The following is a 22,447-nucleotide window of genomic DNA, read 5'->3' on the forward strand; positions in this document are numbered from 1 at the left end:
CATCAAGCAGACGATCTGGATCGCGGAAGCAGCAAGAAGAATCCCATCAAGCCATCATGATCTCCCCAAGCCGACGCCCCACGACCGCCCCCATCTTCCGCCGGCGTCCGTCACCCCGACGCCTGCCCCAGCGGTTTGGCACACTGGCCGCCCTGTTGGTCGCGACGGCCGTTGCGGGATGTTCGCAGTCCACGCCCCAAACGCCGGATACCCCCGCGACGGACAATGCGTCGGCGTTACCCAGGACGGATCCGGCAACGCTGCTGAGGATGACATTTTTACGTTATCGCAACAGTGACTATTACAGTGATCGCGGCTTTGCCGAACTGACCTACCAAGGCGAACAGGGAACCGAACGACGCACCGCACCATTGGCCACATGGTACGACCGTGGCCGACTGTACGTTTCGGCTTACGAGACCCGTCTTTGGCGTGACGATCGCCAATCGATCGCTTGGTTTGTCGGTGATGCGGCCCAGCTTTGGCAACAACAAGTGTTGGTCCAAGACGTCCGCCAACGACGCCCAGACTTGGAACATCTTTTATCCGATCCGGCGCTGGTGACCGCGATTGCGGCGGGACAAGCGGGACCGCCACCACAGCTGGAATGGATGTTTGCCGAAAACCCGATGCAGAAACTTTTTGATGACGATGCACAGTTCGTCTACGGCGACGTCGCCACGATCGACCAAGTCCCTTGTCGTTCGGTCAACGTCACCAGCGGCAACGAGCGTTTCACGTTTTGGATCGACACGACACAGACGTTGATCCGCCGCGTCGATCTTCCGTCGCTATTGATTCCGACCGACCAAACGACAAGCGATCAACCAATTGAACCATCGCAACCGCCGGCCAACGTGGCCGCAGTGGTCCAGTTGAGCATCCACCTACGCGATGCGACGCGTTCCCAACGCACCGGCCCACCCCCCATGGATTCGTTTCCCGCGGCGCCGGTCACGGTGGCCGGCTTGGTGACACCGCCGACCGTGTCGCCGGGATGGCTTGGGCAACGGGTCTCCGGCGACCGCATTCAACTAAGCCGGCGTCCCGCCACCAATCGCGGCGACCAAGACCAAATCGTGCGCCAGCCGTGGGCATGCCTTCTGTCGCTGTCTGATTCCCCCTTGGCCGGCCACCAGTTGGATCTTCTTCGGCAATGGGTTTCGCGAATGCCCGCGGATCTGCGTCGCAAGGTATTGATCGGTGCTGTGTTACCGGCGGGCGATTCATCGGACGATCGCATCGTAGGCGATGAATCCATGCTGGACCTTGTGTATCAGCAAGCCCCATCCCAGGATCCCTCTTGGCTATTGCCCGGCAGTCTGACGGTTTTGGATCACCAGGGACGTATCCAGTGGCACGAACCCCATTTTGTCTCATCCACACTGCCGCAAATTGGCGCGGTCTTGGCCGACTTGGTCAACGGCGTGAACGTCCCCCAGCGAATCCGCCAACAGCAACGCCAGGCGGACGAAGAATTCCGTCGAAGCCTGGAAAAGCAGCATTCCGCGGCCGCTGAACTGATCTTGCCTTCGCACGCCCCCTGAACGCACAATCCACCTGTAAACATTCCGTCACCACGGATCACCGGTGGCGGATCGTTCGGTCCGGACCTTGCCCCCAGCGGCCAATGACGCCACGGCGACGGACCACGCCAGCCAAGGACGGTAATCCCGATGACACCGGGCGAAGTTGAAACCATTGCCAATCCGTTTGCCGGACCGCTGCGAAACCAGCGTCGCGGTATTCGTTCGGCTTTTGTTTCCGCGTTCAAGTTGGTCGCATTGGCCTGTGTCGCCTTCGCAGGGGTGTTGGCCGTTCAGCATTACAGTCGCGTTTGGCTTGTTCACCGGTACACACAAGACCTGAATCAGTTGCCGACGGATCAGCGGATCGCCAGATTGCTGGAACTGTCGACCCTGGGCGGTCCCGACCAAAACGATGCCGCGATGCCGACGATCGTCGCCGCGATGACCGACCCGGAACCGCCATTCGCCCAAGCCGCATGGCGGATTCTGCAACAAGCCCAAGACGACTGGGCTCTGCTGTCGCCATCGCGATCGGACCAAAAGCATCGCCAACTGATTCGGCTGATCGGTCAACAAGCCGACCGGGTTCCCGCCGATCGCACAGCCTGGGCCGCCGGCCTTATCCAGACTTCGCTGGATGCGTTGCGGCGCAGCGGCAAGGATGATGACCTGCAAATCAATCGACTGGCTCTGAACACCCTTCAGCGGCTCAACGAATCCGGCGCATCGGCCACAACCACGGGCGACGGTGACACCACCGTTGAAGGCAAAATCACGCAAACCGCCGCCGCACCGACACCGCTGCGGATCGTCGGCATGTCCGCCCCACTGCCGATCGGAAACGACTGGGCCGGCAACCAAGACGATGCCGACGCCAGCACCACCGACGAATTCGCCAATCAACCCGCACCGGCATCGGCCCGCCCGATCCAAACCCAGGACGCAACAAGCCTTCAAGCCGTTGCACCGGAAACGGTTCACTTGAAACCCGTCGGCGACACCCCGCAAATAGTGGCGGTTGCCAAGGCCGCGCCGCCTACACCCGCCGTCCAGCCCACGTCCCATTTGGTTCAATCGCCCTTGGAGGCGATGGACATTCGAACGGTCGTCCAATTTTTGGCCGATCCGACCCCAGAAACTCACGACTTGGCCGAAGCCGAACTGAGACGGCGACAGTGGTCGGATTCAAAAATTGAACTCGCCGACCGTTTGGTCAGCGGATCCGTCTCTGCCCGCATGGAATTGATCGATTGGCTGGGTTCGCAGTCGAAATTTGACCCACGGGCTTGGCTGTTGCTGCTGTTGGATGATACCGATGCCCGGATTCGCCACCGCGTCGTCAGCGTCTTGAAGACGGTCAACGACCCGGATGTTCAAGATCGTTTGCGAAAGCACGCGGCAGGCGAAAGCGATCCAGAAATCCGGTCGCTGATACTTCAGTAACCTGCGACGCGTTCTTCAGTAGCGCGATATCACTCCGACAGCCCACGTCTGGCATTCAGCCGAGTCCACATGGCCAGCGACGTCACGGCCAACACCGCGGCGCTGAATCCAAAGTAGCCATACACGGTGGTCAGATTCCCTGGGTTCAGCCACTCGCCTTCACCAAACCGCATCAGGTTTCCGTCCAAGGGCAGGGCAAACAACGCCGAAAACGGGCTAGCGATTCCTAGGAATTGCACCGGAGCACCTGTCGCCGTCACCGTTTGAACCAATCCCGAAAACGTCACCAACGCGGGCGGCCCGACATACAAGGTCAGCAACACGACATAGGTGGCGATCAGCGAGACGGAAGTGCGCCGGCAAAATAACGAACAAGTCAGCGCGACAAACGCATTGACCAGCGATGCCATCACGACGATCGCAAACATCCCCAAGACCGACATCCAATTCGTGTAGAAAACGTCGTTCATCAAGGTGCCCAGCAACAAGGGCCACAACAGAAACGATGTCAGCACAAAGGAGATACGGAAACCTACGATGAATTTGCCGGACAGGATTTGCCACGGCGTCAACGTCGTCGTCAGCAACAAATCCAAGGTCTGGCGTTCGCGTTCACTGGTCATGCTGCCCGCCAGGAACACCGGGCCGACCAACAAATTGAATACGATCACGTACACGACAAACCAGGGCGAACGATCGTATTGAAAGAACAGAAACAAGCCCATCAACGGGATCGCCAGCAACATGCTGATCTGGATGACCAGACGCAGCATCAACGTCCCCTGACTAAAAATCTCGCTGTGCAATTCTTTGTCGTAAACCGGGTTGGTCCCGTCGGCCATCAATTCCTGTTTCTTCGGCGGTGCGAACAAACGATCGGGAAACTGATCCGGCTGGATGACCAGCCCGACGGCCTCCTCCGCCTCCCTTTCCAAATCAATCACCTCCTTGCCTTCGCTTCCAAAGTCGGGCGGGTACAGCATCCGCGCAGCCGCGTTGGCACACATCAAACCGATCGCGGCGATCGCAAAGGCGGGGATGACCAACAGCGAGACCTTCAAACGAAATTCGCCGCTGGCCAGCATCCAGAACGTGATGGCGGCCAACACCAACGGCAAGATTGCCAGATAACTGACAACGATCGAACTGCTGGTGCGGGTGAAATAGCTGCTACAAAACACCCCGATCGCACCATACAGCACGACGGAAACCAACAAGCCCACATAAGCGGCGATGACTTCGTACAGACTGACGCCACCCAGCGGCAGACACAGTGCGATGATGGGCAACGATGCAATGACCAATAGCCCCAGGTGTAGCAGCGAAGCCACCATCTTTCCGAAAACAATCGCCCCCGGACGCATCGGGCTGGCCAACAGCATCTCGTAAGTCTGTCGTTCTTTTTCGCCCGACACGGCACCGGCTGAAAAGCTGGGGGCGATCAAGGATGCGATGACGTACTGCCCCAGAAAGAACAGATTGACCAACCGGCTGGCGGATTCCGGATTGCTGGTCAAATCCAATCGCCGATCGGCCGGCCAAGCGGCCAACACCACCAACGACAACATCAACTGATATCCAGCCAGCAGCAAAAACGATTTGTTGGTCCGCAAATTGACCAACAACTCTCGTTGCAAAACGGGATTATTACGTAGATACATTCGCCCGTGACCGCCGAAGCACTACTTTGCTTTCGGAAAGAACACCGGGTACATCACGTCGACCTTGGGAGCTTCGGACAACAGCGGCTCCAACGTCTCCAGCAACTTCACCGTATGCTCGGCGTGCAAGTGTGCGTTCAACGTGTCCAGCGATTTCCAGCGTTCAAACAAGACGAACAAGTTCTTGTCGGACGGATCACGCAACAACAGATACGCCGCGTTGCCTTCTTCTTTTCGCGTGATCGGCGTTGCTTCACGCATCGCCGCCACCACTTTCTTCGCAGCGCCGGGGTTCGCCTTCAGCGTCACGGCCGCCACAAAGGGCTTGTCGGCGGGACGGTCGGCCAACTGGCTTTTGATTTCTGCCGCCAACGGATGCAGGGGCTTGGCGGCCGAGACGGCATCACCGTCTTGTTGATCGCCGAAAGCCGCATTTGAAAAAGCGCCGGCGTCGACAAACACCAAAACCACCAACACGACGGCGGTTGACACCACACGGCGGACGATCGATCGGTCCGCTTTGCCACAGTTACTCAGGGAGATCATGATTCAGTTCTTCGCAAAAACGTCAGACGTGATTTGAACAGTGGTATTTCGACGCCGTCACGGACCGGCGTCGAAACGTCTGACGATTGTAGGCGATCTGAATCACTCGGTGACCGGTTCGATGGACGCCCGCATGCTGCCCTTACAGCGGGCAATCATGTCATCTTTCCCGAACGAATGGATTTGGTCACGCTTCAATTCGGCGTGCTCCATGGTCGTGGTCAGACAGATCGCACGGCCCGATCCATCGACTTCTTTGGCAATTTGAAAACCGCGCTCGATCGGAAAGGCAAACAGCTGCTTCATCATCATGATGACGTAGTCGTAGCTGTGATCGGGATCATCCCAAAGGATGACGTTGTATCGTGGCTGCTTTTTCCGTCGTTTGTTCTGTCGGGTACGAACGACCGGTTCGGCGACCATGGTCTGCGGATCGGACATTCTTGTTAACGCTCCTTGAATTTGCGACCGTCAGACATCCCGGGGCTTTCCGGTCGGCCACCATCGCGTGATCCTCGGTCGGGCCACCAAGCCGTCAAAGCTTTGGCATGCCACACACGCGTGATCACACGGTCGATTCCCACATCCAGCCCGGATACAGGCATCACAGGTGTCATTTTCGGTCTGATCGACATGGCTATATTGTAGCGCGACCGTGAAACAAAAAGTACACATTTTGCCGATGAATCGGGTTCAGTTTTTTGCACCCGCGCGGCAAACCTTTCCGACTTTTCCTGGCCCCGGACGTCGACGTGACCGATTCAAATTACCCCGCAAACGAAGATGCCCCAGCCCAAAAACAGCGCCACGAAACCGAGCTGATCCAGTGGCTGCGGATCCCCAGCATCAGCAGCTATCCTGACCACAAGGACGACACACGTCGTGCCGGCCAATGGCTGTTGGACAAGTTCCAGCGGGCGGGGCTGGCGACACAGTGGCTGCCCACCGAAGGTCATCCGATCGTTTTGGCGGAAACGCCGCCGGTCCCCGGCGCCCCGGTCGCTCTTGTCTATGGACACTATGATGTCCAACCGGCGGAACCCCTGGAATTGTGGACCACCCCGCCGTTTGAACCCACCGTCCGCAACGGCAATCTGTACGCTCGTGGTGCGACCGATGACAAAGGCCAGTTGCTGACACATGTGCACAGCGTCTGCGACTGGATCGCCTCCGGTGAATCGCTGCCGCTGCAGGTCAAGTTCCTGGTCGAAGGCGAAGAAGAAGTCGGCAGCCAGAATCTGGAAGCCCACCTGAGCGACCTGGCCGACCAATTGGCCTGTGACTGCGTGGTGATCAGCGACAGCGGCCAGTACGCCGACGGCCAACCGGCGATCACGTACGGGCTGCGTGGTATCGCAACTTACGAGATCGAGGTCCAGGGTCCTGCGATGGACTTGCACAGCGGTTCTTTCGGCGGCGCGGTCGCCAACCCCGCGGTCGCGATTTCCCACTTGATTTCGTCAATGGTTGATGAAACCGGCAAGATTTGCATCTCGGGGTTCTACGACGATGTACGACCAATCGATGCCAATGAACGAGAACGCTGGACGCAGTTACCGCAGGATGAATCGGAGTTCGCCAAATCAGTCGGTGTCGACCAGTTGTTCGGCGAACCGGGGTACACCGCCGACGAACGTCGCTGGGCGCGTCCGACCTTGGAAGTCAACGGATTGACGTCTGGCCATCAGGGCGAAGGCGTCAAAACGATCATCCCGGCCGTCGCCAAAGCGAAGATCAGTTGCCGCTTGGTTCCCGATCAAGATCCTGGAAAGATCACCGCCGCGATCCAAGCCCACCTGGATGCGAACAAGATTCCCGGCACCCGTGTCACCTTGAAAGCCGACCACGGGGCCCCGGCCATGTTGGCCAATACCGACAGCCCGTACATGGCCGCCGCGGCCGAAGCAATTCGCGCCGGTTTTGGCGTGTCACCTGTTTTGATCCGCGAAGGTGGGTCGATTCCCATCGTGGCAGAATTTCAAAAAGTCCTTCGCTGTGACTGCCTCCTGTTGGGCTGGGGACTTTCGGACGATAACGCTCATAGTCCCGACGAAAAATTTCGTTTGGCAGATTTCCATCGCGGAATCGCGGCGTCTCGCGAACTGTGGAAACAACTTGGCGAATGCCGAGTCGGCTAATCGATCAAATCGCACCCACCGACCAGCCATCGACGCGTCGTGACTGGAATCTGTCCGACGGCGAAACTACTGATATTCACGACCCATCCAACGGTCTTTCCCACGCCCCAATCGGCACTACCCTTCATCCATCATGCTTGACCGCAAATTCATTCTTCAAAACGCCGAACTTGTCGCTGAAAACGCTCGCCGTCGCGGCGTCCAGTGTGACGTTGCCCGGATCGTTCAACTGGAACAACAGCGGTTGGAAAAACTGCAACTGGCCCAAGAACTAAATCGCCAGGCGAACGAAACCAGCAAGGGGATCGGCAAAGCCAAGGACAATGACGAACGCCAAGCGATGATCGCACGTGGGCGTCAACTGCGCGAAGAAAAGGATGCCGCACAAAACCAACACGATGAACTGGAACAGGAAATCATCGCGTTGCAAACCGTATTGCCCAACCTGACGCATCCCGATGTTCCCGACGGCGGCGAAGACGACGCCAATGAACTGGGCTTCGGCAAGACGCCCAAACCACAGTTCGAATTCCAACCGCTGGACCACCTTGAACTGGGCGAAAAACACGACTTGTTTGATTTCGAGGGCGGTGCCCGAGTCGCCGGGTCCGGATTCTATTTCCTGCGAAATGCCGCCGTCCGCTTGGATCTGGCGTTACAGCAATTCGCCATTCAGTTCTTAAGCGACAAAGGCTTCACGCCCGTCGCCACGCCCGACCTGGCTTTGACTAGCGTTTTGCAGGGCACGGGTTTCAATCCACGGGGACCAGAAACACAGATCTACAGCATCGAGAACACCGAACTGAACTTGGTCGCCACCGCCGAAATCACTCTCGGCGGCATGATGTCGGGACAGACACTGGATGACACAGATTTGCCGATCCGCTTGTGCGGCCTTAGCCACTGCTTCCGCACCGAAGCGGGCGCGGCGGGACGGGCCAGCAAAGGTCTGTACCGCGTTCACCAATTCACCAAAGTCGAAATGTTCGCGTTCACTTTGCCCGAACAAAGCGATCAAGTTCACGAAGAAATGCGTGGCTTGGAATGTGAGATCTTTGACGCTTTGGAGGTGCCCTATCGGGTCATCGACACCGCCAGCGGTGACCTGGGCGGCCCCGCGTATCGCAAATACGACTTGGAAGCGTGGATGCCCGGACGCGGCGAATCGGGCCAGTGGGGTGAAGTCACCAGCACTAGTAATTGCACCGACTATCAGGCGCGGCGATTGAATGTCCGCTACAAAACGACCGGCGAAAAAGGCACCCACTTCGCACACACACTCAACGGCACCGCGATTGCAACGGGCCGAGCGATGATCGCGATTCTGGAAAACCATCAACTTGCCGACGGCAGCATCAATGTGCCCGAAGTCCTCCGTCCGTGGGTCGGCTGTGATGTGATCCAGGCCAAGGCTTGATCCACGACCATCCGTCCGCCATTGGTCGACCGTGTGACACCTGAAGACCGAACCGCCACGACGGTTTTCGGTCGGCCCAGGTTCAAGGTCGATGCCACCGTACATTCAACGCGCGGGCGTCACCCATGCGATGGCGTCGGGTGCGGCGTCGCAACGTTCGCTTCGCTACACCAGGCCTTCGCGGACGGCGCGAACCGCGGCGGCGGTCCGATCGCTTGCGTTCAACTTCCGCAGCACATTCTGCACGTGCTCCTTGACGGTTTCGACACTGATCCGCAGCGAATTCGCGATCTCGCGATTGCTTAGCCCGAACCCCATGTGCCGCAGCACCTGCGCCTCGCGGGACGTCAAAGGCATCCCGTCGGGCAATTCTTCCGGTTCCACCGGTGCCTGCATCAGATTTTGGATTCGCAGAAGCTGACTGCCGTTGCGGCCGGACCGTTTCTGTACCGCTTCGACCAGCGTCGTGGCAACGACGGCGACCGAAGCCGATTTGTCCAGAAAATCGACCGCCCCCATGGCCGCGGCACGGGCCACATAAGTCGGGTTTTCATGGCCGCTGAACATCACGATCGGTAAATCGTTGACGGATTCCAGTAGTTTTTCCAACACCAACAATCCGTCTATGTCGGGCAGTCGCACATCCAGCAAAACGACATCAAGCGTTCGGCTTTCGGCCTGGCGCAGTGCGTCTTTCCCCGTGCCACAGGTGGCGACGGTATCGATGTCGTACTGTCTGAGAAAAAGCGATAGTGCGTCGCAAACGACCGGGTGGTCGTCGACAATCATCAGGCTAAACAACGTTGGCCACTCCTCCGGCCCCGGCCGAGTTCATCATGTCGTCGTTCAAAAAGGTCTAACCTATTGTTCACCGTTACGATGCTCAAGGTAAGCCCCCACCATTGTAAACGGTTTGAAATTCAACACTTACAGTCATTACGGAAGGCCAATCTCAACCACCCGAGGGAGCACAAGCGACCACCCATCTGGAATTGAGCGTCGATTTTTTGACCGTACCGGTTCGGCGACCTAGATAAACAAGGACGCTTGTTCTTGGGCGTCGCGACAGTATTGATCCGCGACACGCGATGACGCTTTTCGGCATGAATCAACCAATTTCCCTGCTTCTGGTCGACGACGATCACCATCTGGCTCAGTCGATGGCGGACTGGCTGCATGAGCAGGGGATGCAGGTCGCCGTGGCCTCCGACGCCGCCCAAGCACGATCCCAACTTTCGTCGACGTCTTTTGACATCCTGCTGACCGACCTGCGTTTGGGTTCCGACGATGGCATGGACCTGATCCGGTTCAGCCGCAAAGCGCAGCCGGAAACAGCAGTGCTGGTCATGACGGGCTACGCCACGCCCGACACGGCGGTGGCGGCCGTTCGCGAAGGCGCCTTTGACGTTCTGACCAAACCGTTGATCGATGAAGAATTGGCTTTGGCGATGGACCGGGCGATGGCCCAACGGGATATCGCCAAGGAAAACGAATCGCTGAAGAAACAGCTTGATCGGCGCAGCGGCCTGGAAAACATCCTGAGCCACGATTACAGGATGCTGAAGATCTTTGACGTCATCGACAACGTCGCCGACGCCAAAGCCTCCATCTTGATCACCGGCGAAAACGGAACGGGTAAGTCGATGATCGCCCGCGCCATCCACGGACGCAGTTCGCGCCGCGGTGGCCCCTTCGTCGAAGTCGCATGCGGTGCCTTGCCCGACACGCTGCTGGAAAGTGAATTGTTCGGCCATGTCGCCGGCGCCTTCACCGGAGCCGCGGTCGATAAGGTCGGTAAGTTTGAATTGGCCACCGGCGGAACACTGTTCCTGGACGAAATCGGAACGGCATCCCCGGCAATGCAAGTCAAATTGCTGCGGGTTCTGCAGGAGTTTCAATTCGAACGCTTGGGCGGCACCGAAACGCAATCCGTCGATACACGCGTGATCCTGGCCACCAATGAAAACCTGCAGCAGCAGGTGGCCTCCGGTGCGTTTCGACAAGACCTGTATTACCGAATCAACGTCGTCAACATTCAGCTTCCTTCCTTGCGTGAGCGTCCCGGCGACATTCCGATCCTGGCGGAACACTTCTTACGCGAGGCCAGCGAAACCAGCGGCAGACCGATCAACGGTTTTGATGCCGACGCGATGGACCGGCTGCAACGGTACCAATGGCCGGGCAACGTTCGCCAACTTCAAAACGTGGTCGAACGCGCCGTCCTGCTTTCGCGTGATGCGGATTTGACGGTCGAAGACTTGCCGCCCGAAGTTTTGGGTCACGCCGATCCGCTGGCCGCCCCGACGCCATCGAACAACGCCAATGAACCGTCGTTCGCGCCGCGTCTGGGCGACGTTCAAGGCAAGAGTCTGCGTGATGCCCTGGAAGGCCCCGAGCGTCAAATCATTCTGCAATCCTTGCGGCGTCACAATTGGAATCGGGCCGCAACCGCGGATGCTTTGGAAATCAACCGAACCACGCTGTACAAAAAGATGAAGCGTCTGGGACTAGATGACCCTCGACTTCAATTCAGCTCCTGATTCAGGCCGGCGGCGTTCCCGATTCCGACGACTCGGTTCGATGGGTCACCCACCGCCGTCTTGCTGCGTGGGGTACTGGGCCGTTCGCACACGGTACACCGCCAACGTCAAACACACGGCGGTGACGATCAACAGGGCCAAAAGGTGACGAACGATCGATTCGTTGCCAAATGTGGTGTCATCGAATACTTGCACCGAACGCCAAGAAGTCCAACGGGTCAGCAATCCACGCAATTGATAGTTCACCGTCAATTGATTGATGATCGCTGGAACAAACGACAACCCGTACTCGGCGACCAGCGTGTAGAACACGGCGGCCACCATCGTTCGCCGAAAAAAGAACACGCCGATCAAAAGGTATTGGGCACCGTGGGCCAAACAGGATAGGGCCGCCAGCAAGGTCAAGATGCCGCAAAAACGGCCAGGATCATCGGGCCCTATCAGCACCGTGCAACCGATCAACGAGATGGCTGCCGCGGCGAACGTCCAAAAAATGGCAGTCACGTATTTGCCAACCAAGACGACCATCCGTCCCCGTGTGCGGGTTGCCAGATAGATCCAAGTTTGGCCTTCCAGCTCGGTTCCCACCGCGGGCGTTGCCCACAGCAACAACCCCAACAAACAGGTCACTTCGGGAATCAAGAAATACACCGCATTGCCCCAGGGATCGATCGCATCGACCGACCTTTGCACGCGAAGCAGCGCGACAATCACAATGGGAAACGCGATCAACAGGAACCAAACCGCAAGCCGACCGGCCGTGACGGATCGCGCCAATTCAAAACGCACAAAATCGACAATCATCCCCAGCGTGGCCCGCTGCGTCTGTGGCGTTGTCGGATGAATCGAAGTCGATGGCGAAAGTTCTTGATCCATGACTCGACCGCCCGCTGGATCTTCGTCCGCCGCGTCGCTTGGTACCGTTGATCCCTCGGACATCATTGCTCCCCCCGGTGTCGACGTAGCAATGCTTCGAACATGGCCGACAGGTCACCATCGGCCGAAAGCAATTCATCGACCTTGACGGAATCTTCCGCGATCCATCGTGTCAATTGTGGGATCAATTGGTTGACCTCCCGCACTCCGACGGTCAAACGGTTGTCCGTCGTCGACAACTCGATCCGCTGAACCTGTGGATGGTTGGCCAAATGTTGCACCAAACGTCCGACCCCATCGCCACGCAACACTATCTCTTGAGGCGTCGAAGCCACGATCGCATCGATTTCTTCGGCCGTCCCACTGGCCAACAATCGCCCGCCGTGGATCCAAAGAAATGAACGGGTGATGGATTCGATTTCGTGCAGCACGTGACTGGCGAACAACAAACTTCGCCCGGCGGAATGCCAACGACGAAGCAGTGCCGTCATTTCATAGCGGCCGACCGGATCCAGACCGTTGTACGGTTCATCCAAAATCAACAGATCCGGTTCGTGGGCGATCGCCTGGGCCAGCTTGGCTCGCTGGCGCATGCCCAATGAATACCGGCCCATCGGTCGATCCATCGCATCCGACAAGCCGACCTGTTCCAGAGCGTCATCCGCCCTGCGTCGACTCTCGGCCGCACCAAAGCCATGCAAACGCACCAAGCAACGCACCCACTGTCGGGCGGACACGTTGGGGTACAAAACGTCGGTCGCCGGACAAAGGCCGATTTGTCGCAGCACATCACGCTGGCGAAACGGGTCACGACCGAAAACCCGAACACGGCCGGTCGTCGGTTTCAATTGCCCCGTCAGCAAGTTGATCATCGTCGTCTTGCCGCTTCCATTGGGGCCAATCAACCCGTAGGCACCGGCGGGAAAACTGCCGCACAGATCGTTGACACCGATCACGCGACCGTACAGTTTTGAAAGACCTTGAAGCTCGATCATTTCAGACACGCAGCCTCGACAAAATGCGGTTGCGAATGATCCAAGTTCCCACCACGGTCATTGCCACCAGAACAGCGATCGACGGCCACACACTGCCGTCGGTGTCCTGCACATCAAAGACCCAAGACTGAACTTTGCCCAACATGTGATAGGGCGAAACCAGACGCCAACGATCCAAGTCGATCCAATCGCTAACGTCAGACATCGATGGACCGCCACGTCCGCCGAACCGTCGTCTTGGCGGACGCCCCACGCCGGGTGCAAAGGTTAAAAACGTGTAAGCAACGTACCCCAGAACCCAGGTGGCGAACCAAGCAAACGTCGCATAGCGACTTTCCGGTGTCAGCGATGAATACACCATCGCCAGCGTCGTCGTCGGCAAAATCAAACACAAACTGGCGACCATGACCCGCAGCGGGATGTCCCACGTTTCGGCGACCACCATCAAGCCGGGTGAGAACAGGACGCCGGTCACATACAGCACGAGCGCCGGAACCGTGACGATGCAGGCAAGAAAGAACCACAGCACCGCGGACTTTCCAAACACATATTCCGTCGGCGTCAAAGGACGAGCAAAGTACTGCAGATAAGCACGACTGCGCATGTCGTAACAGACCAGCCTGGGTGTGATCAGCCCGACCAAAATCACCATCGCATAAAGCTGGGGATAGCGAAAAAAAGCGAGGATCGCGCTGGACCAAATCTCATGACGCACCGCCGCCGGATCCGTCATGTACTCTGCCGCCAAATCAGGCCGATCGATCGGGGGCGACATCAACAGTCCGACGACTCGGTCGGGTTCCTGCTGGGTGGTGTATTCGAACATGAAAATGATTGCGGCCGGGAAAATCACCGGCAGCCAACCCAACATCAACCCGAATCGCAGCCACTTGGCACGCAACACCAGTGATACGCCGCTGCGAGCGATTGCCAACGGTCGCGTGATACGATTCGTTTTCGATTGGTTCCAACCGCGATAGCCGACATCATGAAGCGCCATCGGATCCTCCGGTGCCTTTCGTTGTCGTTCCTTGGCCCGACACCGTGGCGGCGAAATCAACGGAACCTGGTTCCGCGTCAATGGGCATGGTCGCCCCGGTGGCCGCGAAAAAGATCTGCTCCAACGAGTTCCTTGCCGGTTCCAATCTCGAAATGGCGGCTCCTGATTGCCCGGCCGTCTGCCAGATTGCAGCCGAGTCATTCGGATCAATCCCGCCGACTTTCCATCGTCCGTCGATCGTCGCGCTGACCTCATGCCCGGCATTTTGTAGGTCGCGGACCAGAAGCGATGGATCGCCCTGTACCCCCACTTGAACCGAAGGTTCGGCCGGACGGCTTAGGTTCGCCAAGCTGTCCGAGACGCGCACGGTTCCTCCAACCAAAATGATGACGTGGTCACAAACCGCGCGGACGTCGTGCAAAATATGCGTGGACAACAAAATGCTTTTGCCATGCCGCTGGCCCAAGGTACGAATGCGGTCCAACATCGAACGTCGTTGCTTTGGATCCAACCCGGTCGTGGGCTCGTCCAAGATCAAAAGGTCTGGGTCGTGCACCAAGGCCTGGGCGAACTTCAATTTTTGCCGCATGCCCGTCGAATACGACTCGACTTCGCGATAGCGTTCTTCACCGACATCACAGAAGTCCAGGATTTCGTGCGAGCGACGCAACGCTTCGATCCTGGGCAACCCCGACAACTCAGCCATCAAGGCCACGGATTCGATTCCGGTCAACCCAGCGATATAGCAATCGTCTTCGGGGGAATATCCGATGGCATCTCGGATTGCCCGTACCTGTTCCGGCCATTGCAATCCCATGACATCGCCCGCGCCGGTTTGTGTCCGCACCAAACCCAAAAGCGCTTTAATGAACGTGCTCTTGCCACTGCCGTTGGGCCCCAACAAACCAGTGACGCCGGGACGGATCTTCAATGACACGTCATCCAGTGCCACCACCTCTCGATATCGCTTCGTAAGACCGTCGATGGAAACGACGTGAGACTCAGACGTCATTGGCGAATCATTTTTATGCGTTCCCTATCTGACCACCGGTCGGCGGACGTGATGGATGAAATGGGCGAAATCGGCCGGGCGATCCGATGCGATGACCAGGCAAGACGTTCCGATCAGGCCTTAGGAACGTCAGCACAATCAAAGGGGGTAAACAGACCACTTTCGCACGCCGCCGCGTGATCTTGGTTCGGCACCGCATCAAAAAAGTTTCACACCACACCGGGAAACAATCGTAGCGTCCGTGGGGCATCATCGGTGCCTCGGGGCAGGGAAGACACGATCCGCCGAAAGGTTTTCCTCATCCGTACAGATTCACTGACCGATAAAATCGAAGGGCGCCCGCGCCAAAGGTGCGCCACAACCGGATCCCGTCAATATCCATCAGGATGCTTGATTTTGGCCGACCAAGCTTCACGTACGTCTCGATCGCTGCGTTCGGTGCTGCACCGTTGGCTGCCGGTGCGCCAAGAACCGAATGGCCCGTCGCCAATCGGCGAGGGCCCGGGTGACCCCAGCGGCACGATGCGACCGGTCGAAAAGTGGGTCACCGATTGGGGATCCGCGGTCATCGACGGTGTCAGCACCGTGGGCGACATGGCCGTGTTCGCGTGGCAAATGTGCACTTGGATGTTCACACGGTTGCCCAAACGCGGAACCCTGCTGACAAACTTCTACCAGGTCGGCGTGCTCAGTCTGCCGGTGGTGGCGTTGACCGGAACGTTCATCGGAATGGTCTTGGCCGTCCAAAGCTACTATCAGTTTCACGCCATCGGTTTGGAAAGCCGCTTGGGCGTTGTCATCAACACTTCGCTGGTCCGTGAACTGGGGCCGGTGCTGGCGGCCACCATGCTGGCCGGACGTGTGGGCGGTGCGATGGCGGCGGTGCTGGGCACCATGCGAGTGACCGAACAAATCGATGCGTTGACGGCCATGGGTGCCGATCCGATCCACTACTTGGTGGTGCCGCGATTCCTTGCCTGCATCCTGTTGATTCCTGCCCTGACGATCATGGCCGATTTCATGGGCATCGTCGGAGGGTACTTTTACAGCGTGATCATTCTGCACATCGATCACGCGGCGTATCTGAACCATTCACGCGAAGGGGTCGTCGGATTCGATCTGTTTTCCGGCGTGTTCAAAAGTGTGTTCTTCGGCGGCATCATCGCGGTGGTTTCGTGTTACCGCGGTTTTCATTGTGATCCGGGTGCCGAAGGGGTTGGTAAAGCGGCGACCGCGGCTTTCGTTTATTCCTTTGTGCTGATTTTGGCCATCGATTTGTTTTTGAACATCGTTCTGGACGCGGTGTACTTCATGATCTACCCCGAAGGAACATCGCTGCTATGACCGATGATTCCATCCCATCCGAAACCGATACGAACGCATTGATCGATGTGGACAATGTCAGCATGGTCTTGAACGACCAATGCATTTTGAAAGACATCAACGTGCAAATCACTCGCGGTCAAACCGTGGCCGTGATCGGGGAAAGCGGTTGTGGCAAAACGGTGTTCATGAAAACACTGGTCGGCTTGCTGAAGCCCACACGCGGCCAAGTCCGTTTCGACGGACAGTCCTTGGGCCAGATGTCACAAGGCGAATTGACGGCAACGCGACGTCGTTTTGGTTTTGTTTTTCAAAACGCCGCGTTGTTTGACAGCATGACGATCTATGAAAACGTCGCATTTCCCCTTCGTCAGGAAAAGGTTCAGCCGCCGGAATCGGACGTGCGGAACCGTGTAATGCGACACCTGGCCGAAGTTGGCTTGCCGACTTCAGCGGCCGCCAAACGACCGGCGGAACTGTCCGGCGGGATGCGCAAACGCGTTGGACTGGCCCGGGCGTTGATCTTAAAGCCCGAACTGGTCGTCTACGACGAACCGACCACCGGTTTGGATCCGATCATGAGTGACGTGATCAATGAATTGATCCTGGACACCCGACGTCGCTACCCCGTTACCAGTATCGTCGTCACCCACGACATGCATACGGCACGCAAGGTGTCCGATCGCGTGTTGATGTTTTTTCCACGCTGGCGACTGGAACCTGACGACAGCCAAATTCTGTTCGACGGTCCACCGAGTGAACTGGAAAACGCGCCGGACCGCCGCGTTCGACAGTTCGTCCGCGGCGAGGCCGGTGAACGCTTGGATGAAATGACCCGACAAGTGGATTCGATTTCGGGATAAAGGATTGCATCATGGACGAAAACAGAATGCGATTCGGCGTCGGCGTCCTCGTGATTGCCGCCATCGGAATCGGAATCATTTTGACCTTTCTATTCGGCGCGTTTCCAACGGTGCTGAATCGCGAATACACGTTGGACGTCTGGTTTCCATCGTCCGAAGGCGTCAGCACGAATACACCGGTATTGCGTGACGGTTTTCGGATCGGGCGGGTCAGCAACATTCGCCTGGTCGATGACTTTGACGAACACCCCGAAGGCGGCGTGATCTTGACGCTGCGTTTGGGTCAAGAGTTCGTGTTGACCCACGAATACGTTCCTCGCATCGGCAACGGATCTTTCATCACGGGTGATTCCAAACTGGAATTCGTTCGTGCCAGCCGAACGGAACTGGCAACGCTGCTGGACGGCAACTTGGACTTGATCGACGAACCCTATTCCGACGGCGAATATTTCAAGCACGGCCGAAAGGCGGCGGATCCGTTCAGCGTCCTGTTCGACTTGGAAGACGATATCCGATTGACCATGGAATCGATTCGTGGGGCCGGCGTTTCGGTCGAACAGGCCGGTCGCAGTGTCCAGTCGATGGTCGGAGACCTTCGATCGGTGATTGGTATGGCCCCGGCACCACCGGCCGGACGCGGCGCGGTGTCCGACGATCCATCGGTCCGAACCGCGGGTTATCAAAACCCACCATCGATGAAATTGGCACAAAACACGCCGCCCAGTTTTGCCCAACCGCAGCCCCCGGGCCAAACCATTTCGCCACGCAACGATGCCACCCTGCGTGATCTGGCGGATGAAGCCATTCGGACGCTGGAAGAATTTCAGGGTGCAATTCGTGATGTCCGGCAGATCGTCAGCAATCCCAACATCCGGCAAAACATCGAAACGTCGATAGAAAAGGTTCCCGGTTTTATCGACCAGGCCACCGAGACGTTGCAAAGCGCAAGCGATTCGTTTGACAGCTTTGAAAGGGCAGGGCGGCAATTCGAACAAGTCGGCTCGACCGCGGATCAAACACTGCAAAACGTGGACACGGCGGTCGAAGATGCGGTCGTTAAACTGAACGCGACGCTGGGAGGTCTTGAAAAAACCATCGCCAATGTTGAACGCTTTACCGAACCCCTGGGGGCACGCGGTGGCGAATTGATTGAACAAGTCTTGACCAGCTTGGCCAACCTGGACAACGCCGTGATTGAATTACAATCGGTCGGCCAGATGATCAACCGCAGCGACGGAACCTTGCGTCGGCTGATCGAGGACGACGAAATGTACTATGACGTGCTTCGTACCGTGAAGAATATCGAAAACGCCACCGCGCGGATTCGCCCGATCCTGGACGACGTTCGCGTCTTTACCGACAAAGTCGCGCGAGATCCACGACAATTGGGCGTCCGCGGTGCATTGACCAATCGTCCCAACGGCCTTGGCTTGAAGTGAACCGGATTTCCGATGCCGTAACGCCACGACCGCGATCCTGGTCTTTTGCACAACGCCACGCACTGATCTTGGTGTTGCTGTCACCGGTGCTGGCAAATTTGGTCGGCAGCCTGTTCAACATCCTGTACAACCAGACGCAAGTACAGCCGTTGCTGACCGAACGCCAGATGGACCGCTTCTTCGAAGTCGTCAAATGGTTCAACTTGGTCGTGTATCCCATCGCGATCGCCTGCTTTGTGGTCCCGGTCACGCGGCTGCGTCCAATTCATCGCCGGCTGATCAACGGCGACCCCGTCGATCGCGATGAATTGTCATCGGCCCAGCGATTGATCATCAATTTGCCGTGGTGGTTTCTAATCGTTGCCGCAATCGGTTGGCTGATTTGCATTCCGGTTTTCCCGCTTGCCTTGATCGCTCTGGGCGAACCCGTTTTCGGCGAAGTGATCACGCACTTGATCACTTCGTTCTTGATCGCGTCGTTGATTGCGGTGACCCAAAGCTTCTTTGCGGTCGAACTGACCATTCAGAAGACACTGTTTCCAGTATTCTTCCAATCGGATTCACCAGCAAGTGTGCCCGGCGCGAGACCACTTTCGATTACCCATCGTGGATTGCTGTGGTCGTTTACCGCGGTTGTTTGCCCGGTCGTTTCGTTGTTGTTGATCGTCTTGGTTCCGGATGCCGCCCACCGCGCACCGCTGTTCGCGATTGCCGTTGCGGTGGTGGCCATTGCGTTTGGGTTCGCCACCAGTTGGATGCTGGGGCGATTGGTCGTTCGGCCGATCCGAACGTTGAAACTTGCATCACAACGCATCGCCGACGGACACCTGAACACTCATGTGCCGCTGCAGCACGCTGATGAGTTTGGGTTACTGATCGAAAGCTTCAACCGCATGGCCGGCGGGTTACGCGAGCGAGAACGCTTGCAACAAACCTTCGGACGTCACGTTGGTCAAGAAGCCGCCAAGCAAATCCTTCAACAGGGCGACGCCGGTGGCGGCCGGGAACAAAGCGTGTCGATCATGTTTGTCGACGTACGCAATTTCACCATGCATTCGTCACAGCAACCGCCTCATGAAATCGTTGCCGCATTGAACACGTTTTTCGGCGCTGCGGTGGAACGGATCGAAGGCCGCGGTGGGATGGTCAACAAGTTCCTGGGCGACGGCTTGATGGCCATTTTCGGCGTCGGCACCGAAGCCGAACGACACGCCGACCAGGCCGTTGCCGCCGCCATTGATTTGCAGTCGTTTGTCGTCGACCATGCCGACAGGTTCATTGATCTTCATTGGCCCGGCTTCGCCATCGGCATCGGAATCAATTCAGGAAAAGCCATCGTCGGTAGCATTGGTTCACCACGGCGACAGGAATACACCGCGATGGGCGACACGGTGAACGTCGCGGCCCGAGTCGAATCGCTGACCAAGACTTTGACGCAGCCCATTCTGATCACCGCATCAACACGATCCTTGCTGACACAACCATTCACGTTGCACCCGCAGTCACCGCAGAACGTGAAGGGCAAGGCGGTTCCGATTGAACTGTTCGCGGTCGAATCTTCCGTGTCCACGGCGAACCGCTAATCAGGCGGCGATTTCCGCTGACCTAGAGCCTTACTGCTGTCGCGACCCCCGCATTGGCGACATACGAATCAACGCCACCTTTGGGTTGCGGACGGATCTATAATCGGGCATTCGCTTCCGCTGCCCGGGCCACGACTGTCAAAGCCACGTTGTCTGACGTGGCGGCGTCCTCCTATGCTCCCACCTTTTTCAACCCCGCCATCAATCCCATGCCAAAACGTCGCGTTCCCGTTCGTTGCGTCATCGCGTTGGCAACCGTGCTGGTTAGCCTGCCATGCCTAAGCCCCACGCTGCTTGCCGCCAAACCATCCCGCCCCAATTTCATCGTCATTGTTTGCGACGACATGGGGTTTTCCGATCTGGGTTGCTATGGCGGTGAAATTGACACGCCCAATCTGGACCGACTGGCTTCGTCGGGCTTGCGTTTCGTTGATTTCCACAACAACGCCAAGTGTTCCGAAACGAGGGCGTCGCTGATGACCGGACTCTGGCATCAGCAGTCCAAAAATCTGAAGAAACCCGGCAACGCCACCATCGCTGAAGTCTTGAAGCCCGCCGGTTACCGGACACTGATGAGCGGCAAATGGCATCTGGCCGGCGAACCGCCGGAACGCGGATTCGATCGATACTTTGGATTCCTGGGCGGTTGCATCAACTTCTTCACCGGCAACGATTGGGGCAGCGGTGAAAATCTGATGCGGCTGGACCGCAACGTCTTTGACGTTCCGGATGATTTCTATTCCACCGATGCGATTACCGACTATGCGATCGATTTTTTGAATGAAGGCGAATCCGACGATCGGCCCTTTTTCCTTTACTTGGCCCACAACGCACCCCATTTCCCATTACATGCACCGGAGGAAGACATCGCCAAGTACCGCGGGCGTTATCGCGTCGGCTGGGATGAAATTCGTCGCCGTCGGTATCAACGATTACAGGAACTGGGGATCGCCGACGAAACATGGAATCTGTCGGATCGCGATTCCAAAGTCGAATCATGGGATTCGCTGACCGCGAAAGAGCGTGAATTTTTGGAACCCATGATGGAGGTGTACGCGGCGATGGTGGACCGCTTGGACCAAAACATTGGTCGGCTGATCGATCACTTGGAATCCACCGGCCAACTGAACAACACGTTGATCTTTTTCTTTTCCGACAACGGCGCGTGCCCTTACCAGCGACTGAAGGGTGACATGCTTGTTCCCGGTTCGGGCGACAGTGACATTGCTTATGACGCCCGCTGGGCCAACATGTGCAACACGCCGCTGCGGAACTACAAACAGTATGCCCACCATGGCGGCACGCTGACGCCGATGATCGCGCACTGGCCCAATGGTATTCAAGACACGGGCGGCATGAACCATTTCCCGTCACACCTGGTCGACATCATGCCGACGTTGGTGGAACTAGCGGGTGCCACCTATCCGACGCAGCGAAACGGACAAGACGTCTTTCCGATGGAGGGCGTCTCGTTGGCCGCAACGCTGCAAGGCAAAGAAACATCGAGGCAACGCAAGCCGATCTATTGGGAATTCGCCAACAACCATGCCGTCCGTGACGGCAATTGGAAATTGGTCGCTGAGCGCACCAAGGATTGGGAACTGTACGATATTTCGCGCGACCGATGCGAAACCAACAACATCATCGAACAGTACCCTGACGTTGCGAAACGTCTGGCGAAATCCTACGACCAGTGGGCCAAACGAGTCGGTGCGAAAACGCACGCAAAGTGCCTGAATTCGTCCCCATCCAATCAGTCGCAATTATTCAATCTGGACAAACTGTTGCGTGATCCTCAATAGGCACATCGATTACCTATTCGGCAAAGTCCAGCCAGCCCGCACCTGTGGGCGCATTGTGATGCCCTGCCGGCAATGTCGCTTGATCCGGCCACTGGTTGGGCAGATATCGGTGATGCCACGATCCGATTGATTCCGATTTTCAAACCAGGCCGGATGTGAATTCGACAGGGACGTCGATTCTTTCGATGGCGTTGGTCTGAATGGGCCCGTGCCGGATCGAAACGTTTGACCACCTTCACCAGCCCGCACTTTGCGGATGGGGGTGTTACCAGACTGGCAG

The 22,447-nt window shown here is 57.5% G+C and carries 19 protein-coding genes; 10 read left to right on the top strand and 9 right to left on the bottom strand.

Going from position 1 to position 22,447, the window contains the following annotated elements:
* Positions 1–56: 56 nt before the first annotated feature.
* Positions 57–1,547, top strand: coding sequence for a hypothetical protein (locus Mal65_RS20195; RefSeq protein WP_145301789.1), 1,491 nt, complete (start codon positions 57–59; stop codon positions 1,545–1,547).
* A 129-nt stretch (positions 1,548–1,676) separates the two neighbouring features.
* A complete protein-coding gene (locus tag Mal65_RS20200; RefSeq protein ID WP_145301791.1) occupies positions 1,677–2,972 on the top strand; it encodes a HEAT repeat domain-containing protein in 1,296 nt (431 codons plus the stop codon).
* Positions 2,973–3,001: 29 nt separating this feature from the next.
* Here the strand turns inward: Mal65_RS20200 and Mal65_RS20205 are convergent, their stop codons facing one another.
* From Mal65_RS20205 to Mal65_RS26670, 4 genes are all read right to left on the bottom strand, one after another.
* On the bottom strand, positions 3,002–4,633 hold the full coding sequence (locus Mal65_RS20205; protein WP_145301794.1) for an ABC transporter permease: 1,632 nt from the start codon (positions 4,631–4,633) through the stop codon (positions 3,002–3,004).
* Positions 4,634–4,654: 21 nt separating this feature from the next.
* Positions 4,655–5,179 (bottom strand): putative quinol monooxygenase, encoded by a 525-nt coding sequence (locus Mal65_RS20210; protein ID WP_145301797.1) that lies wholly within the window; start codon positions 5,177–5,179, stop codon positions 4,655–4,657.
* A 102-nt stretch (positions 5,180–5,281) separates the two neighbouring features.
* Positions 5,282–5,620, bottom strand: a complete 339-nt coding sequence (locus Mal65_RS20215) for an ATP-dependent Clp protease adaptor ClpS (RefSeq protein WP_145301800.1) — start codon at positions 5,618–5,620, stop codon at positions 5,282–5,284.
* Between the two features lie 5 nt (positions 5,621–5,625).
* A complete protein-coding gene (locus Mal65_RS26670) occupies positions 5,626–5,784 on the bottom strand; it encodes a hypothetical protein (protein WP_165701413.1) in 159 nt (52 codons plus the stop codon).
* Between the two features lie 147 nt (positions 5,785–5,931).
* On the opposite strand from Mal65_RS26670, the gene Mal65_RS20220 reads away from it, so the two are divergent.
* The gene (locus Mal65_RS20220; RefSeq protein ID WP_196784324.1) at positions 5,932–7,317 is read left to right on the top strand and encodes a dipeptidase; all 1,386 of its coding nucleotides are present in this window, start codon (positions 5,932–5,934) and stop codon (positions 7,315–7,317) included.
* A gap of 133 nt (positions 7,318–7,450) precedes the next feature.
* Positions 7,451–8,734 carry a serine--tRNA ligase gene (serS, locus tag Mal65_RS20225; protein ID WP_145301802.1) on the top strand — a complete coding sequence of 428 codons (1,284 nt, stop codon included), beginning with the start codon at positions 7,451–7,453 and terminating at the stop codon, positions 8,732–8,734.
* A gap of 165 nt (positions 8,735–8,899) precedes the next feature.
* On the opposite strand, the gene Mal65_RS20230 is transcribed toward serS, so the two are convergent.
* On the bottom strand, positions 8,900–9,523 hold the full coding sequence (locus Mal65_RS20230; RefSeq protein ID WP_145301805.1) for a response regulator transcription factor: 624 nt from the start codon (positions 9,521–9,523) through the stop codon (positions 8,900–8,902).
* A gap of 314 nt (positions 9,524–9,837) precedes the next feature.
* On the opposite strand from Mal65_RS20230, the gene Mal65_RS20235 reads away from it, so the two are divergent.
* A complete protein-coding gene (locus Mal65_RS20235; RefSeq protein WP_145301808.1) occupies positions 9,838–11,274 on the top strand; it encodes a sigma-54-dependent transcriptional regulator in 1,437 nt (478 codons plus the stop codon).
* 45 nt (positions 11,275–11,319) lie between these two features.
* Here Mal65_RS20235 and Mal65_RS20240 read toward each other — a convergent pair whose 3' ends face one another.
* From Mal65_RS20240 to Mal65_RS20255, 4 genes are read right to left on the bottom strand one after another with little or no spacing between them, the layout of a single operon-like run.
* The gene (locus tag Mal65_RS20240) at positions 11,320–12,213 is read right to left on the bottom strand and encodes a hypothetical protein (protein ID WP_196784325.1); all 894 of its coding nucleotides are present in this window, start codon (positions 12,211–12,213) and stop codon (positions 11,320–11,322) included.
* The gene (locus tag Mal65_RS20245) at positions 12,213–13,145 is read right to left on the bottom strand and encodes an ABC transporter ATP-binding protein (protein WP_145305074.1); all 933 of its coding nucleotides are present in this window, start codon (positions 13,143–13,145) and stop codon (positions 12,213–12,215) included. Before Mal65_RS20245 ends, Mal65_RS20240 begins: the two co-directional genes overlap by 1 nt.
* A 1-nt stretch (position 13,146) precedes the next feature.
* On the bottom strand, positions 13,147–14,145 hold the full coding sequence (locus Mal65_RS20250; protein WP_145301811.1) for an ABC transporter permease: 999 nt from the start codon (positions 14,143–14,145) through the stop codon (positions 13,147–13,149).
* Positions 14,132–15,157, bottom strand: a complete 1,026-nt coding sequence (locus Mal65_RS20255; RefSeq protein ID WP_145301814.1) for an ABC transporter ATP-binding protein — start codon at positions 15,155–15,157, stop codon at positions 14,132–14,134. Before Mal65_RS20255 ends, Mal65_RS20250 begins: the two co-directional genes overlap by 14 nt.
* A gap of 522 nt (positions 15,158–15,679) precedes the next feature.
* Here Mal65_RS20255 and Mal65_RS20260 point away from each other — a divergent pair.
* The 5 genes from Mal65_RS20260 (at position 15,680) to Mal65_RS20280 (ending at position 22,167) form a co-directional block, all read left to right on the top strand.
* On the top strand, positions 15,680–16,501 hold the full coding sequence (locus Mal65_RS20260) for an MlaE family ABC transporter permease (RefSeq protein ID WP_145305075.1): 822 nt from the start codon (positions 15,680–15,682) through the stop codon (positions 16,499–16,501).
* Positions 16,498–17,343, top strand: a complete 846-nt coding sequence (locus Mal65_RS20265) for an ABC transporter ATP-binding protein (protein WP_145301817.1) — start codon at positions 16,498–16,500, stop codon at positions 17,341–17,343. Before Mal65_RS20260 ends, Mal65_RS20265 begins: the two co-directional genes overlap by 4 nt.
* Before the next feature lie 11 nt (positions 17,344–17,354).
* Positions 17,355–18,782 carry an MlaD family protein gene (locus tag Mal65_RS20270; RefSeq protein ID WP_145301820.1) on the top strand — a complete coding sequence of 476 codons (1,428 nt, stop codon included), beginning with the start codon at positions 17,355–17,357 and terminating at the stop codon, positions 18,780–18,782.
* 71 nt (positions 18,783–18,853) lie between these two features.
* On the top strand, positions 18,854–20,365 hold the full coding sequence (locus Mal65_RS20275) for an adenylate/guanylate cyclase domain-containing protein (protein WP_196784327.1): 1,512 nt from the start codon (positions 18,854–18,856) through the stop codon (positions 20,363–20,365).
* A 209-nt stretch (positions 20,366–20,574) separates the two neighbouring features.
* On the top strand, positions 20,575–22,167 hold the full coding sequence (locus Mal65_RS20280) for an arylsulfatase (protein WP_145301826.1): 1,593 nt from the start codon (positions 20,575–20,577) through the stop codon (positions 22,165–22,167).
* Positions 22,168–22,447 lie beyond the last annotated feature (280 nt).

Origin of the sequence: Crateriforma conspicua (assembly GCF_007752935.1) — a bacterium.
GTDB classification, from domain to species: domain Bacteria; phylum Planctomycetota; class Planctomycetia; order Pirellulales; family Pirellulaceae; genus Crateriforma; species Crateriforma conspicua.